The sequence below is a fragment of the Actinomadura rayongensis genome (assembly GCF_009831215.1).
GTDB lineage: Bacteria > Actinomycetota > Actinomycetes > Streptosporangiales > Streptosporangiaceae > Spirillospora > Spirillospora rayongensis.
Window position 1 is genome coordinate 114,625 of the sequence record NZ_WUTW01000009.1, and the last position, 13,802, is coordinate 128,426.

Annotated in this window: 14 protein-coding genes and 1 tRNA gene; 11 read left to right on the top strand and 4 right to left on the bottom strand. The window is 76.3% G+C overall.

Translation table 11 applies throughout. The features are described from left to right. Nucleotides 1-47 precede the first annotated feature (47 nt). Nucleotides 48-935 carry a presqualene diphosphate synthase HpnD gene (hpnD, locus tag GQ466_RS28250; RefSeq protein WP_161106106.1) on the bottom strand — a complete coding sequence of 296 codons (888 nt, stop codon included), beginning with the start codon at nt 933-935 and terminating at the stop codon, nt 48-50. 4 nt (nt 936-939) lie between these two features. Further along, the gene (gene hpnC / locus GQ466_RS28255; protein WP_161106107.1) at nt 940-1,794 is read right to left on the bottom strand and encodes a squalene synthase HpnC; all 855 of its coding nucleotides are present in this window, start codon (nt 1,792-1,794) and stop codon (nt 940-942) included. A 197-nt stretch (nt 1,795-1,991) separates the two neighbouring features. Here hpnC and GQ466_RS28260 point away from each other — a divergent pair. The 9 genes from GQ466_RS28260 (at nt 1,992) to GQ466_RS28300 (ending at nt 11,004) form a co-directional block, all read left to right on the top strand. Next, nucleotides 1,992-2,067: transfer RNA gene (locus tag GQ466_RS28260), tRNA-Arg, on the top strand. A gap of 26 nt (nt 2,068-2,093) precedes the next feature. Next, nucleotides 2,094-3,434, top strand: coding sequence for an SDR family NAD(P)-dependent oxidoreductase (locus GQ466_RS28265; protein WP_337193657.1), 1,341 nt, complete (start codon nt 2,094-2,096; stop codon nt 3,432-3,434). A gap of 13 nt (nt 3,435-3,447) precedes the next feature. Further along, nucleotides 3,448-4,569, top strand: coding sequence for a leucine-rich repeat domain-containing protein (locus tag GQ466_RS28270; RefSeq protein ID WP_161106108.1), 1,122 nt, complete (start codon nt 3,448-3,450; stop codon nt 4,567-4,569). Continuing rightward, complete coding sequence (locus GQ466_RS28275) at nt 4,566-6,188, top strand: ankyrin repeat domain-containing protein (protein WP_161106109.1); 1,623 nt, start codon at nt 4,566-4,568, stop codon at nt 6,186-6,188. Before GQ466_RS28270 ends, GQ466_RS28275 begins: the two co-directional genes overlap by 4 nt. Further along, complete coding sequence (locus tag GQ466_RS28280; RefSeq protein WP_161106110.1) at nt 6,181-7,350, top strand: AAA family ATPase; 1,170 nt, start codon at nt 6,181-6,183, stop codon at nt 7,348-7,350. The genes GQ466_RS28275 and GQ466_RS28280 overlap by 8 nt, the downstream gene beginning before the upstream one ends. After that, nucleotides 7,350-8,522: a vWA domain-containing protein gene (locus GQ466_RS28285; RefSeq protein ID WP_161106111.1), complete on the top strand. Its 1,173-nt coding sequence runs from the start codon at nt 7,350-7,352 to the stop codon at nt 8,520-8,522. The genes GQ466_RS28280 and GQ466_RS28285 overlap by 1 nt, the downstream gene beginning before the upstream one ends. Before the next feature lie 10 nt (nt 8,523-8,532). Next, a complete protein-coding gene (locus tag GQ466_RS28290; protein WP_161106112.1) occupies nt 8,533-8,958 on the top strand; it encodes a pyridoxamine 5'-phosphate oxidase family protein in 426 nt (141 codons plus the stop codon). A 41-nt stretch (nt 8,959-8,999) separates the two neighbouring features. Next, nucleotides 9,000-9,569 carry a CGNR zinc finger domain-containing protein gene (locus GQ466_RS28295; RefSeq protein WP_337193658.1) on the top strand — a complete coding sequence of 190 codons (570 nt, stop codon included), beginning with the start codon at nt 9,000-9,002 and terminating at the stop codon, nt 9,567-9,569. A 109-nt stretch (nt 9,570-9,678) separates the two neighbouring features. Continuing rightward, complete coding sequence (locus tag GQ466_RS28300) at nt 9,679-11,004, top strand: FUSC family protein (RefSeq protein WP_161106113.1); 1,326 nt, start codon at nt 9,679-9,681, stop codon at nt 11,002-11,004. A gap of 51 nt (nt 11,005-11,055) precedes the next feature. Here GQ466_RS28300 and GQ466_RS28305 read toward each other — a convergent pair whose 3' ends face one another. Both GQ466_RS28305 and GQ466_RS28310 read right to left on the bottom strand, forming a co-directional pair. Then, nucleotides 11,056-11,238: a DUF397 domain-containing protein gene (locus GQ466_RS28305; RefSeq protein ID WP_161106114.1), complete on the bottom strand. Its 183-nt coding sequence runs from the start codon at nt 11,236-11,238 to the stop codon at nt 11,056-11,058. Nucleotides 11,239-11,258: 20 nt separating this feature from the next. Beyond that, complete coding sequence (locus GQ466_RS28310; RefSeq protein WP_161106115.1) at nt 11,259-12,113, bottom strand: helix-turn-helix domain-containing protein; 855 nt, start codon at nt 12,111-12,113, stop codon at nt 11,259-11,261. Nucleotides 12,114-12,356: 243 nt separating this feature from the next. Here GQ466_RS28310 and GQ466_RS28315 point away from each other — a divergent pair, with 243 nt between their 5' ends. Then, nucleotides 12,357-12,992, top strand: coding sequence for a hypothetical protein (locus GQ466_RS28315; RefSeq protein WP_161106116.1), 636 nt, complete (start codon nt 12,357-12,359; stop codon nt 12,990-12,992). A gap of 95 nt (nt 12,993-13,087) precedes the next feature. Then, a complete protein-coding gene (locus GQ466_RS28320; RefSeq protein WP_161106117.1) occupies nt 13,088-13,741 on the top strand; it encodes a hypothetical protein in 654 nt (217 codons plus the stop codon). Nucleotides 13,742-13,802: the final 61 nt, after the last annotated feature.

Consider the following 13,802-nt stretch of genomic DNA (forward strand, 5'->3'; position numbering starts at 1 on the left):
GGCGCGCGCCTTCGGCGCGCTCAAGGTCGCCCGCTCGCCTCCGGCGGTCATCGCTCCACCCCGCTCAGCGCGCGGGCGGCGACGACGGCCTTCTGCCAGGTCGGCAGGGACATCCGCGAGGACAGCGCGATCGTCGGGTGCTCGGAGATCCGGTCCAGCAGCCGCCGGTAGATGCCCGACATCGCGGCGGTGCAGGCCGCGCTGCGGCGGTCCAGCAGGGGCAGCAGGCGCAGGCCGTCCAGGTACCAGGCGCGCGCCCGGTCCACCTCGAACCGGACGAGCGCGTGCAGCTTCTCGGGCGGGTCGGTGAAGCGCCCGTCCGCGTCCTGGTCGAGGGTGCAGCCGAACCGGTCGAGCGTCTCGGCGGGCAGGTAGATGCGGCCCGCGAGGCGGTCCTCCCGGACGTCGCGCAGGATGTTCGTGAGCTGGAGCGCGACGCCGAGCGCGTCGGCCAGCCGGCCCGCCTCGGCGTGCCGCTCGGTGCCGAACACGCCGAGCGACAGCCGTCCGATCGTGCCCGCGACCTGGCGGCAGTAGGCGAGCAGGTCCTCGAACGCCTCGTAGTGGGCGCCGCGCACGTCGCTCTCGCAGCCGTCGATCAGCTCGCCGAACGCGTCCAGCGGGATCGGGTGATGCATGGCCGCGTCGGCCAGCGCCGTCAGCACCGGGTCCGCGCCGAGCGCCCCGATCCCGGCGCGGCCCGCGACGACGTCCTGCAGCGTGTCCAGGCGCCGCCGCGCGTCGGCGAGCATGTCGAGGCGCGCCTCGGCGGGCTCGGGGCCGTCGCCGATGTCGTCGACGCGGCGCGCGAACGCGTAGATCGCACTCATCGCGCGGCGCTTGGGGGCGGGCATCAGCCGGATGCCGTAGGCGAAGTTGCGCGCCTCCTCCCGCACGACCCGCTCGCAGTGCTGGTAAGCGTCGGCCACCGTCATCTGATCAGCCCCTTCCCAGAGCGGACGCCCAGCCCGCCAGCGTCCGGGCCCGGCCGGGCCGCAGCCGCCGGCCGAGCACGTCGTGGCGGCCCCGGTCGAGCGCGGCCAGCGTCGCCCGGCCGCCCGCGACGTAGCCCGCGACGGCGAGCCGCGCCCACCCCGTCAGGCCCGCCAGCAGCACCGGCGCGCCCTCCTCCAGCAGGTCGCGCGCGCGGGACGCCTGCAGCGCCACGACGCCGCGCAGCCGCGCCGGGGTGTGCGGGAGCGCCAGGTCCTCCTCGGCGCAGCCGAACCGGCGCAGGTCCTCGCCGGGGAGATAGATCCGTCCGCGCGCGTAGTCCTCTCCGACGTCCTGGCAGTGCTCGATCACCTGGAGCGCGGAGCACACGCGGTCGGAGGCGTCCACCAGTTCCGGCGTCGCCCGCCCGAACACGTGCAGGACGATCCGTCCCACCGGCTCGGCCGACAGCGTGCAGTACTTGAGGAGTTCGTCGAACGTCCCGTAGCGGTCCACGACCTGGTCCTGGCGGTTGGCCTGGACGAGGTCGCGGAACGGCTCGGACGGAATTCCACGGGCCTTCACGGTGGGGGCGAGCCGCCGCATCTGCGGCAGGCGCGGCTCGCGCCCGGCGTAGACGGCGTCGAGTTCGTCGTCGATCAGATCGAGGAGGGCGGGCCGGCGCTCGGGGGGCGCCTCGTCGCCGATGTCGTCGACCAGGCGGGCGAAGCCGTACACCGCGCGCAGGTCGGCGCGGTGCCGGGCGGGCAGCACCCGGGCCGCGACCGGGAAGTTCTCGCGGGAGACGAGCACGTCGAGCGTGCGGTCGTGCTCGTCGAAGCTCCAGCTCGGGGCCGCCACGATGTCCCTTCGTCCGATGATCAGCACTGTTCAGCGTCGCCGAGTCCCGGATGGGAGAAACACCGGCCGAGGTATGCGGCCCTTAAAATGGCGGATCTTGAAAACCTTCCTCGTCCCGCCCGCGTGCGGCCGTCGTGCCGGGAAAGATCACGAACGGCGCGCGGAATGTCCGGGATGTCGCTACGCTCCTGCGCGGTGGGGCCGTAGCGCAGAGGTCGTCGCGCCCAAGCTGCGAGCTGGAGGACGTCGGTTCGAATCCGACCGGTCCCACCACCCGACCGTTCACGCGAAGGAGCACCGTGGGTTCCGGCTCCCCCGGCGGGCCGCCCTCGGCCGACGATCTCGCCGCGTGCCTGCGCGTCCTGGAGCTGGCGCGCGACGCCGGTCCCGACGATCCGGCGTTCGCGGCCGTCCGGCAGGCCGTCGGGGTCGTGTACCGCGCGGAGAAGAAGGCCCGCCGGGCGGCGCGCCGCACCGAGCGCCGCGCCCGCGACCTGGACGTCCTCGCCGCCGCCACGCGGTTCCGCGAGCAGGATCCCGCGCCCGTCCCGGAAGTCGCGGGAGAGCCCGTCGGCACGCTCGTCGCCGCCCGCTCCTGCTACGTCTGCAAAGAGCCGTACCGGACGGTCGACGCCGACTACCACCAGCTCTGCCCGGACTGCGCCGCCGAGAACCGCGTCCGCCGGCACGCCCGCGCCGACCTGACCGGACGGGTCGCGCTCGTCACCGGCGGCCGGATCAAGATCGGCTTCCAGCTGGCGCTGAAACTACTGCGCGACGGCGCGGAGGTCCTGGTCACGACGCGGTTCCCGCGCGACGCGGCGCGGCGGTTCGCGGCCGTCCCGGACGCGGCGGACTGGCTGGACCGGCTCCACGTCCGGGGCGTGGACCTGCTCGACCTGGCGTCGGTCGCGGGACTGCTGGACGCCGTCCACGCGCGGTTCGACCATCTGGACGTCCTCGTCAACAACGCCGCGCAGACCATCCGGCGCCCGGCCGCCTACCACCGCGAGGTCCGCGAGCGCGAGGCGCAGCCGCTGCTGGGGACGGCCGCCGACGTGGACGTCGCCGCGCCGCGCGCGCTGCCCGTCCCGGCCGCCGACGCGTTCTTCCCGGCGGGCCGCACGGACGAGACCGGCCAGCCCCTCGACCTGCGCCCGGCCAACAGCTGGACGCTCCGCCTCCACGAGATCGACCCGGCCGAGTGGATGGAGACCCAGCTCGTCAACGCGTTCGCGCCGTTCCTGCTGACGTCGCGGCTGCGCGGGCTGCTGGCCGCGTCGCCCTTCCCCGACCGGTACGTCGTGCAGGTGTCGGCGATAGAGGGCAGCTTCGCGCGGGCCGGCAAGACCGTCCGGCACGCGCACACGAACATGGCCAAGGCGTCGCTGAACATGCTGGTCCGCACGGCCGCCGCCGACTACGCGGCCGACGGGATCCACATGACGAGCGTCGACACCGGCTGGGTGACCGACGAGCGGCCCCATCCGGGGAAGGCCGCGCAGCGGGCGGCGGGGTTCCGGCCGCCGCTGGACGTCGTGGACGGCGCCGCGCGCGTCTACGACCCGATCGTGCGCGGCGTGCGCGGGGAGCGGCTGTCGGGCGTGTTCCTCAAGGACTACCGGCCCGTCGCGTGGTGAGAAGGGGACGAACATGACGCCTGTACGCTGCCCGGCGATCGAGCATCCGGACGTGCCCCCCGCCGATCCGGCCGCGCTCGCGCCGCTGCTGGACCGGCTGGCCGAGGGGGCGCCGGTCGCCGCCGACGAGGCGTTCCCGGTCGGGACGCTGCGCGGCGACGGCCGGGTGGACCTGTGCAAGCAGGGCCTCGGCGCGGCGGGCGCGGCGCGGCTGCTGCCGGTCGCGGCGCGGTCGCCGCACGCCGCGCACCTGCTGCTCGGGACGAACGCGATCGGCGACGCGGGCGCCCGCGCGGTCGGTGATGCGCTGGCCGACGCGCACGGGCTGCGGACGCTCTACCTCGGCTGCAACCGGATCGGCCCGGACGGCGTCGCGGCGCTCGCGGACCGGCTCGGCCCGGACGGGACCGTCCGGGCGCTGTGGCTGAAGCGCAACCCGGTCGGGGACGCGGGCGCCCGGTCGCTCGGGGCGATGCTGCGCCGCAACACCGCGCTGCGCACGCTCGACCTGGTCAACACCGGGCTCGGCCTGGACGGGCTGCGGGCGCTGCTGGACGCGCTGACCGTCCGGGAAGCCCCGCTGGAGCGGCTGTTCCTCGGCGGCAACGGCCTCGCCGCGGACGCGGCCCCGCTGCTGGCGGCGCTCGTGCGGGACGCGGGCGTCCGCGAGCTGTACGTCCCCGCCAACCATCTCGGCGACGCGGGCGCGGCGGTGCTGGCCGGGGCCGTCGCGGCGGACCGTCCGGTGCGGCTCGGGCTCGGCGGCAACGGGATCGGGCCGTCCGGCGCCGTGGCGCTCGCCGGGGTCCTGGACGGGCTGGAAACGCTGGACCTCGGCCGTCCCGCGTCGGAGCGGGCGCTCGGCGCGCCGCCGAACACGACCGGCGACCGGGGCGCCGCCGCTCTGGCCGAGGCGTTGCCGGGGAGCCCGCTGCGGCGGCTGGAGCTGCGGCACACGGGCGTCACCGGACGCGGCGCGAAGACCGTCCTGGCCCGGATGGACGCGACGCGGCTGGAGTACGTCGGGTTCGGTCCCGGCGTGCCGCGCCGGGTGAAGCGGGAGGTCGCGACGCGGCTGCGTCCGGCCGAGCGCGCCCACGCGGACCTGCGCGCGATCGGGAGCGTCTACCGGTGAACCGGGCGGTGTACGACGTCGCGCCGGTGGAGCTGCGGTCGTGGGAGCGCGTCCGGCGGTACGCGGTGCCGCGCCGGGTCATCGAGCGCGCGACGGAACGTCGGCTGGCGGGCGACTGGCGCGGCGCGTGCGCGGCGGCGGACGTCGCCGTCGATTTCACGCTGGACGGGATCGCCCGCGGGCACGGCCGGGCGTTCGCCGAGGCGCTGGAGGACGACCTCCTGAACCTGGCGCCGGACCTGCTGCGCTGGCACTTCCCGCGCATCCTGCACGGCCGCAGCACCATGGCCACGGGCCGGACGGTGGACCTCACCGCCGGCGGGCCCGTCCTGCGGGTCGTCGGGCCGCGCATCCCGGACGGGCCGCAGGGGCTCCGGCTCGTCGTGGCGCGCGCGCACGCCGCGCCGCCCGACGACGGCCTGCACGAGGACTGGTCGGAGCTGCGGTTCCTCTGGGACGCCCGCCGGGCGGGCGACGCGCTCGCCTTCTACGGCGACGGCACGCGGATGCCGTTCTTCCACCCGGACGGGACGCCCCTGACCCCGGCGGAGCTGCCGTCGTCGGCGCCGTCGCCGACGGACGCCGTCCGGTTCGCCGAGTGGGCCGCCGCGCCGGGCGGGCTCGCCGCCGCGCTGGACGCGGCCGGGATCAAGGTGCGCGACGTGTCGCTGGAGCAGGTCGCGCGGCGGTTCCCGCACGTCCCGCTGCTGGCGGCGGCCATCCGGCGGCGGGGCCGCGCGATGCTGCTGGACGACTGGCGGCCCGTCCTCGCGGAGACGGGCGACGACGGGACGCCCTCGATCGTCCGGAGCGACGACTACCTCGGCGACAAGACCCCGCCGCCCCTGCCCGGCCCGCTGTGGACGCTCCCGCCCGACCTGATGCTGCTGCGCGCGGGCCTGCTCACGCCCGACGAGCTGCACCCGCTGGTGCGTTCGGCCTGCTTCCCGGCGCGCGGCCCGGCGGACGGCCCGGTCGGGCCGCCCGATCCGCCGCGTCCGGTCCCGGTGCGGGTGCGGTGCGGGAGCGCGTGGCACGAGATGCGCCCGGCGGACGGCGGGTTCGCGATGCCCCACACCGCCGACGAGCAGCGCAGGGAACGGGCGATGCGCGCGTTCGGCGGCGCGGTGACGGGCTGCTTCGAGATCCACGAGCGGTGGCGGACGGGCCGGGGCCGCCTCCCGAAGGGCCTGCGGGCGCAGCGCGCGGACCTGTTCCTGCGCGCGCAGCACGGCGACGCCGACGGCGTCCTGGACCTGCTCGACCACGGCGTCGACCCGCACGTCCGCGACGCGCGCCGCCGCACCCTGCTGCACCTGCTCCCCTGCCTGGACCACGCGCGGCTGCTGCCCCGCCTGCTCGACCTGGGCGCGGACCTGGAGGCGCGCGACCACGTCGGGCGGACGCCGCTGGCCGTCGCCGTCGCCGAACTCGGCTCGACGGACCTGGTCGCCGCGCTGCTGGCGGCGGGCGCGCGCATCGACCCGGTGGACGACGAGGAGGGCTCCCTCGCCGACCTCATCGACCGCTGGCACCGCACCGACCTGCTCGACCTGCGCGCCCGCGTCGCCGCCGAGCACCCCGACGTGATCGCCGGCTACTGGAGTGAACGTGACTGACGCGCTGGATGCTGCTGATGAGTTGAACCGGCGGGTGGTGGCGGCGCGGACGGAGCCGGGGCGGTCGGTGCAGTTGGAGGCACTGTCGCTGGCGGTGATCGCGAACCTGCCGGTGCTGCTGTGGGGCGAGCCGGGGATCGGGAAGTCGGCGGGGCTCGAACTGCTGGCCGGGACGCTCGGCGTGCCGCTGGAGACGGTCATCGCGAGCGTGCACGAGCCGTCCGACTTCGCGGGGCTGCCGATCATCGGCGCGGACCCGGCGGCGGACGGCGTACCGATGGCGCCGCCGGACTGGGCCGTCCGGGTCGCGCGGGACGGCCGCGGGCTCGTGTTCTTCGACGAGCTGTCGTCCGCGCCGCCCGCCGTGCAGGCCGCGCTGCTGCGGGTCGTGCTGGAGCGGCGGGTGGGGAGCCTGGCGCTGCCGCCGGCGGTCCGGATCGTCGCCGCCGCGAACCCGCCCGCGAGCGCCGCCGACGGCTGGCATCTGAGCCCGCCGCTCGCGAACCGGTTCGTCCATCTGCGCTGGACGCACGAGCCGCGCACGGTCGCGCGGGGCCTCGCCGGGACGTGGCCCGCGCCGCCCGTTCCGGTGGTGGACCCGGCGGCGATCTCGGGCGCGGTGGCGCGGGCGCGCGGCGTGGTGTCCGGGTTCCTCACGGCTCGTCCGGGTCTGGCGCACCACCTTCCGGCGGACGCCGAGGCGCGCGGCGGAGCGTGGCCGTCGCCGCGGAGCTGGGAGATGGCGCTGCGGCTGCTGGCCGCCGGGTACGCGACGGGCGCGCGGCCCGAGGCGGTGTCGGCGGCGGTGGTCGGCGCGGTCGGCGACGGCGCGGGCCTGGAGATCCTGGCGTATCTGGAGGAACTGGACCTGCCCGATCCCGAGCGCGTCCTGGCCCGTCCGGAGGCGTTCGCGCTGCCCGAGCGCGGCGACCGCCAGCTCGCGTTCCTCACCGCCGTCGTCGCGGCCGTGCAGGGCGAGCCGACGCGGGAGCGGTGGGAGGCGGGCTGGGCCGTGCTGGCCAAGGCGGTGGACGCGGGCGTCCCGGACGTCGCGGCGCGCGCGGCGGCCGACCTCGCGGCCCTGCGGGACACGTCCTGGCCCGTGCCGGACGGCATCGACGGGTTCGTGGACCTGCTGCAACTGTCCGGCGCGTTCGGTTGATGGACCGGACGAAGCTGCTCGCCGCCCGCTACCGCGCGGCGACCGATCGTCCGTACCTGGCGTCGGCGCTGTACTCGCTGACGATCGTCCCGACGTCCGACGTCCCGACGATGGGCGTGGACCGGCACTGGCGCTGCTACGTATCGCCCGCGTTCGTTGCCGCGACGCCCGTGCCGGAGCTGGCGGGCGTGTGGATCCACGAGGTCGCGCACCTGCTGCGCGACCACCACGGCCGCGCGGCGCGGCTGCCGGCGTCCGCGCAGGGCGACCCGGCGCGGATCAACCTCGCCGAGGACTGCGAGATCAACGACGACCTGCTCGCCGACGGGCTCGCGCTGCCCGCCGGACGCGTCGTCCCCGGCGACTACGGCCTCCCGCGGGGCCGCCTGTTCGAGGAGTACATCGCGGGCATACCGCCGCAACCGCACGCGCACGACTGCGGGTCGGGCGCGCACGGCGTGGCCCGTCCGTGGGAGCGGCCGGACGCGGGCACGCCGGGCGTCGGCGACGTCGAGGCCGCCGCGCTGCGCCGCGCCACCGCCGAGGCGATCCGCGCGCACCAGCGGGCGCGCGGGACCGTCCCGGGCGGCTGGAGCCGGTGGGCCGCGACGGTCCTGGAACCCGTCGTGGACTGGCGCCGGGTGCTCGCGGGCGCGGTGCGCGAGGCCGTGGCGTGGGCGGCGGGCGCGGTGGACTACACCTACCGGCGTCCGTCGCGGCGGACGGCGGCGCTGCGCGGCGTCGTGCTGCCGAGCCTGCGGCGTCCGCTGCCGCGCGTCGCGATCGTCGTGGACACCTCGGGCTCGATGGGCGACGACGAACTGGCCGCCGCGCTCGCCGAGGTCACCGGCGTGCTGCGCGAGGTCGGCGTGCGCGGCAACCGGGTGAGCGTGCTGGCGTGCGACGCCGACGTCCGGGCGGTGTCGCGGGCGACGTCGGCGGCGGACGTGACGCTCGCGGGCGGCGGCGGGACGGACATGCGCGTCGGCGTCGCGGCGGCGCTGGCCGTCCCGGAGCGACCGCAGGTCGTGATCGTCCTGACGGACGGCCTCACGCCCTGGCCCGCCGAACCGCCCGCCGCCCGGCTCATCGCCGCCGTCCTCGGCGACGCCCCCGCGCCGCCCGCCTGGATCGAGACGGTCCGCGTCCCGGTTGTCAGACCCGGCGGGTAACGTCCGGCGCATGGCTCTCTCAGTGGAGGAACGCGAAGGATTCCTGGCGGAACCGCACGTCGGAGCGCTGTCGGTGGTCGAACGGCCGGACCGGGCGCCGCTGACCGTCCCCATCTGGTACCAGTACGCGCCGGGCGGCGAGCTGTGGGTGCGGACGCCGCCGGGCTCACGGAAGGCGCGCGCGATCGCGGCGGCGGGCCGGTTCAGCCTGCTCGCGCAGCGGACGGACCCGAGCGTCCGGTACGTGTCGGTGGAAGGGCCGGTGACCGGAACGTCCCCGGACACCCCGGAGCGCGCGCTGGAGATGGCGTCCCGGTACCTGCCGCCCGAACAGGCCGCCGCGTTCGTGGAGTACGAACGGACGCAGCTCGACGAGCACGTCGTCATCGCGATGCGCCCCGAGCACTGGCTCTCGGCCGACCTCGGCCCCGCCTGACGTCCCGTACGCTCGGCGTACGCGGGAGCTGGGAGGTGCGCGTGCGAGCCGATCCGGGGAACGGGTCCCGGGCCGTCCGGATCACGGGATACCGGAGCAGGGCCGTCGGGGCGGCGGTGGCGCTGGTCAACGCGGTCGCCGACGGGACGGACGGCCCGGACGCGCTGCGCGAGCTGCTGCGCGACCACGACTTCTTCTGGCAGGACTTCGACCCCGCCGACGCCGCCGAGTACCGGGCGTGGGGCCGCACGCTGCGCGCGTTCTTCACCGCCCCCGACCCCGAGGCGGCCGTCGCGCTGCTCAACGGGCTGATGCTCGCCACGCCGATGCACCCGCACCTCGCGGCGCACGGCGGGTTCGGGCTGCACCTGCACTACGCGCCGCCGTCGGCGTCGCTGGTCGAGCGGTTCCGCGCCACCACGCTGATGCAGCTCTCGGAGCTGCTGTGCGAGCACGGGCTGAGCCGCACCGGCGTGTGCGCCGCCGACGGCTGCGACCGCGTCTACGCCGACGCGTCCCGGGCCGGGCGCCGCCGCTTCTGCTCCGAGGCGTGCGCGAACCGCACGAACGTCGCGGCGTTCCGCGCCCGGCGCCGGGGCCCGGCGGGCTGACCGCGGGTTTTTGTCCGCCGTTTGCCGGACGCCGGACGACTGCGGGGCGGGGGTCGGCGAGAGTGGGGGGACGAACCGTCCGACGACCCGCCGGAGCCGCAGACCCGTGATGTTCTCCTCGCTCCTCGGCCGGCTGCCGGTCCACTTCGGCGGCGAGGCCCGGTTCCTCGCCAGCCGCATCGCCCGGCTCACGCTGACGTCGATGGCGGCGTACGTGATCGCCGACCGGCTCGTCCCGAACCCGCAGCCGCTGCTCGCGCCGCTGACCGCGCTGCTCGTCGTCCAGCACTCGATCTACGAGACGATCAAGTCGAGCATCGGCCGCGTCGCCGCCGTGACGTCCGGGGTGCTGCTCGCCGTGCTGTTCGGGCACACGGTCGGGTTCTCCTGGTGGAGCCTCGGCCTGACGATCCTCGCAGCGCTGCTCATCGGGTTCGCGCTGCGGCTCACCGACGACCTCCTGGAGGTCCCGATCAGCGCGATGCTGATCTTCGTGCTGGGCGCGTCCAACACGGCCGGGGCGGCGGACCGGATCCTGGAGACGCTGATCGGGGCGGCGACCGGGCTCGCGGCGGCGACGCTCGTCCCCGCGGTGCGGGTCGCGCCCGCGCAGGACGCCCTGGAGAGCCTCGGGACGCGCATGGGCGGCCTCATCGACGACCTCGCCGAGGCGCTGTGGCGCGGGGTGCGGCCCGAGGACGCCCAGCACTGGCGCACCAAGGCCGAGCGGCTGTTCGACGACATCGCCCACACCGACCACGCGCTGGAGGCCGCCGAGCGGAGCGTCCAGCTCAACCCGCGGGCGCTGCGCGTCGTGGACGCGGGGGCGGCGCTGCGCAACGGCGTCGAGACGCTGGAGCGGTTCGCGGTGTCGCTGCGCGGCCTCGCCCGCGCCGTCACCGACGTCGCCCATCTGGACGAGCGCAACCGCATCCTGGACGAGCCGTCGCTGCGCGAACCGCTCGCCGAGACGATGGAGGCGATCCGCGAGGCCGTCGTCACCTACGCGCGGCTGGCCCGGTCGGACCTGGAGCGCGACGCGGTGCCGTCCGACATCGAGGAGCAGCTCGCCGAGGCCATCGCGACCGCGCAGGAGCAGCGCGACCTGTTCGTGGACCGGCTGCTCGGCCGACTGGCCACCGACCTGCGCTGGCCGCTGTACGGGGAGATCCTCATGCACCTGGACCGGCTGATCGACGACGTCCGGGTCGAGCACCGCGCGGAGGCCCGCGAGATGTGGCGGCGGCGGCAGGGGCCGGCGAAGTACCTGCCCGAGCGGCCGGCGCGGGCGGTGACGCGGGCGGGCGGGATGCTGCGGAACGCGGCGCGCGCGGCGGCCGACTCGGCCGAGCGCAACGCGGCGGCGGCGGACGTCGGCGCGACCCCGAACCGGCCGCGCGAGACGGGCCATTCGCACCACCCCCCGGAGCGGTAGTCCGGAGGGCCGTCGCGTCCGCCTCGCCGGCCGGATCGCCGCCGGGACGCCCTAGCGGCGCGGGTCGAGCGCGCCCGTCCTGGCACGTTCCAGCAGCGTGCGCCACCCGCGCGCGCCCACCCGCAGCCGGGGGCCGTCCGGGTCGGCCGAGTCGCGCACGACCACGGCGGCCGGGGCCGGGGCCGCCTCCACGCAGTCGTTGTCCAGACTGTGCGTGCTCTTGCGCCAGTTCATCGGTTCTCCTCAGATGGTGGTCAGAAACGGTCGGCCAGGTCGAGCAGGAGGTCGCGGCTCTCCTCTTCCGGGAGCGCGAGTTCGCGGAGCCTGTCCCACGTCAGCGCGTAGAGGAAGACCTCCTCGTCCCGCTCGATGACGACGCCCCCCGACAGCCCCTCCAGATGGACGACGTCGGAACGCAGTTCGCCGGGGAAGCGCATGAGGCTGAAGGAGAGCGCGCTCAGCGGATAGGGGCCCCGGTCGAACGGGAGGATCCGCACGCTCACGTTGTCCCGCTCCCCCATCGCGGCCATGTGGCGGAACTGCGCCCGCATGACGTCCGGGCCGGCGATGCGCCGGCGGACGGCCGCCTCCTCCAGCACGGTGTTCAGCCGGAGCGGTTCGGGTTCCGTCAGCCGGGCCTGGCGCCGCATCCGCACCTCGACCCGGCGCGCGACGACGCCCGGCGGCAGCGGACGGGGGGCGGTCGCCATGATGGCCCGCGCGTAGTCCTCGGTCTGGAGCAGGCCGTTGAAGACGCCGCTGGTGAACGCGTCCACCCGCACGGCGTCGTCCTCCAGGCCGATGTAGGTGGTCAGGCTCTCGGAGATGCTGCCGTCGAACGCCTCCCACCAGCCGCGCTCGCGCGCCGTCCGGGCGAGCCGGACGAGCCGGTCGCGCCGGTCGGCGGCGGCGTCGTAGACGTCGAGCAGCGCGGTCACGTCCTTGATCGTGGCGCGGGTGCGGGCGTTCTCGATGCGGGACAGCTTGGCGGCGGACCAGCCGGTGACCGCGCCGACCTCGTCCATCGTCAGCCGCTTCTCCTCGCGCAGGAAGCGCAGTTCGCGGCCGAGCTGCACCGCGCGGACCGTCGGCGGACGCGCTCCCGTCATGACCACGTTCCCCTCGTCGTCGAGGCGGCACCCGGCGGGTCGCCGTCCGGCGGACGGCCAGGTCCCGTTCTGCGATATTCCCGCTTGCCAGCAAGCAGACGATTAAGTTTACATGCAAGCTTGCAATCTAGTCCTCGATCGCTGATCCTCGGAAGTGGGGAGCGGGCCGCCCGGAGCGAGAGAACGGCGAGAGACCATGACCAACGGGCCACCGCGCATCATCGGGACAGAATTGCTCGCGCCATGACGGCCCTCGCCGAGGTGCCGGAACTGGCGTACGGCTTCGTCGTCGGAGTCGACATCGAACGCTTCTCACTGCTCAACGCCGAAGGCCAGCGGGCGGCGCAGAGCGCGCTCGGCGCGGCCCTGGACGAGGCGGCGCACCGGACCGGACTGGACCGCGACCGGTGGCACCGGCAGGTCGGCGGCGACGGCGAGCTGGCGTTCCCGCCCGTCCGGACCGACGGGGTCCTGCTCGTCGGACGCTATCCGGCGGAGCTGGCGGGCGCGCTCGCCCGGGTGAACCGGGCGCGCCGGGGCCGTCCGCCGCTCCGGGTGCGGATGGTCGTCCACCACGGCACGCGCGCGCCGGGCGCGTTCGGCCCGGTGGGGAGCGCCCCGATCCTGGCGGCCCGGCTGCTGGACTCCGACGCGCTGCGCGCGCGGCTGCGGACCGGGCCCGGCGATCTGGCGTTCATGGTGTCCGAGCGCGTGTTCGCCGACGTCGTGCAGACCGGCTTCGGGGGCCTGGACCCGGACGCGTTCGAGCGGGTCGTCGCCGCGACGAAGAACGGGCCGCTGACGGGGTACGTGGCGCGGCGCCTTCCCGCGCCGCCGCGGGGCGGCGGACTCTTCCGGCGGCGGACGCTCCGGGAATGACGGGCGGGGTGGGCTGTCGGCGGGGCGGTGACCTGCGCTAATGTGACCGTAATCGAACTTCTGTTCGATTACGGTCCGGAGGCGGAGGAGGCGCCGTGGCGCAGGCGGTTCGGGCGTTCGCGCCGGACGGCGCGGGGCGGGAGCCGGTCCCGGTGCTGTCCGCGCTGCGGCCGGTGGTCCCCGGCGGGGGGCTGCGGCCGGGGTCGGTGGTCGGCGTCGGCGGCCACGGCGCGGGGACGCTCGGGCTGGCGCTCGTCGCGGGCGCGTCCCGGCACGGCGGCGCCGACGGCGCGGGCGGCTGGTGCGCGGTCGTCGGGATGCCCGACGCCGGGGTGGCCGCCGCGGCGGGCATGGGGGCCGCGCCGCAGCGGCTGCTCCTCGTGGACGATCCCGGCGACCGCTGGCCCGACGTCGTCGCCGCGCTGGTGGAGGCCGTCGACCTGGTGCTGCTGCGCCCGCCGGAGCGGCCGGGCGCGGCGGCGGCGCGGCGGCTGTCGGCGCTCGCCCGGCGGCACGGCTGCGTGCTGGCGCTGGCGGCGTTCGCGGACGCGTGGCCGGGCGTCCGGCTGCGGCTGCGCGTGGACGAGTCGCGCTGGGAGGGCGTCGGCGCCGGGCACGGCGTCCTGCGCGCCCGCCGCGCCCGCGTGTCGGCCGAGGGACGCGGCGGGGCGTGGCTCTGGCTGCCGGGCCCGTCCGGCGAGGTCGCCCCGGCCGAACGCACCCGGACGCGCCTGGAGATCGTGGCATGACCACCCCGGCGAGCACCCCGCAGGCGCGCGGCGACGGTGCCGCCGGGCGCCCGGCGGCACG